Origin of the sequence: Sporosarcina sp. E16_3, assembly GCF_017347125.1 — a bacterium.
In the GTDB taxonomy this organism is placed as follows: domain Bacteria; phylum Bacillota; class Bacilli; order Bacillales_A; family Planococcaceae; genus Sporosarcina.
The window spans coordinates 1-1212 of record NZ_JADPRX010000077.1 but is presented as its reverse complement, the minus strand read 5'-3'; the positions used below and the strand labels follow the sequence as shown (position 1 = coordinate 1212).

The 1212-nt window shown below is 41.9% G+C and carries 1 protein-coding gene and 1 pseudogene; both read right to left on the bottom strand.

Annotated elements, in window-relative coordinates:
* Nucleotides 1-266: pseudogene (locus I2483_RS19555) on the bottom strand (spore surface glycoprotein BclB); the annotation flags it as partial.
* 240 nt (nt 267-506) lie between these two features.
* Nucleotides 507-1212 (bottom strand): hypothetical protein (locus I2483_RS19155; RefSeq protein WP_207278647.1); only part of this gene is annotated, 706 nt, incomplete at its 5' end.

The window sequence follows — 1212 nt, the reverse complement described above, 5'->3', positions numbered from 1 at the left end:
CCGTTAGCTCCAGTCGGTCCAGCAGATCCCGTTGCCCCGTTAGTTCCGTTAGCCCCGGTCGGTCCAGCAGGTCCGGTAGATCCCGTTACCCCGTTAGTCCCGTTAGCTCCGGTCGGTCCAGCAGGTCCAGTAGCACCCGTAGGTCCAATCGGTCCTATGCATCCTTTGCAACATGGTTTGCAGCATCTTCTGCATTCAGCTTGGTAAGAGCAACGGTAGGTCTTGTATTTCCAACCATTGTTATCATTATTGTCGTAACATTTCATTTTTTCACCACCTATCTTTAACATAATATTCAAGCGATGGATCGAAGGACGGGCATTCAACTAGCTGTCTTAAATAATTGTTAATTAAATGTTAATGAAAATCAGGGAATTCCACCAGTTTTTATTCAGAATGAAAGGCACGAATAAGATAAACCTAAGGTGCCATAGTGAAGGGAAAATAAGAAAAAAGCTATAAACCGTAATGGTTTTAGCTCTTTTTCACATTGTCTATTGCTGTTTTCATTTGCCCCTTAAAACTTCTCCAAACAGAAAATAGTCTTTATTGTAGCGGATTTTCCCTATCTTCCCTTCTTCTGGACAAGTTGCCAGACCAGTAATTTCAGTTTTCATTTTGTCGCCATCTTTTTTTTGATACGTTATATGAACGGTAAAGTCATAATCCCGGGGTCTACCCTCGACAGGTTCCACATCAATCTTGTCGACGGCGATTTGATAGCCGTTGTTGTCAGCCGGTGAGTGTAAAGTTAGGAAGAGAACCTTGCCACTATATCCAAAATCAGTGAAATAAGGCATGAATTTATCCTCCAGGTAGGTGTTGATTTCATTATCTTCTTCCGGTGCTGAAACCAGACCGTTTTGGTCTACAATTGCCATGTTACTTGGGTCGTTCTTCATTCGAATATATTCTTTATCGGGTGCATTAAATTCATGTTCAAGAACAGTTTGGATCGCAACGACATTTTTATCCACGGGTTCAGTTTTAGAACAGCCCGTAACCAACGAACTAAGAAGAATAACAAAGAGAATGGCCTCAATTTTCCGTCGGACGCTTTTTTTAATAAGGAAAGAAGAATGTTCATTAACAGATTTAAAATCCATACTGGTACCTGCTACTAAAAACATAGAAAAACGTGTAAGTTCCTCTACGCTAGACTTTTCCTGCTTCTTCGTACCCCGCCTCGCCACTTGCCCGCTACTACGGTTG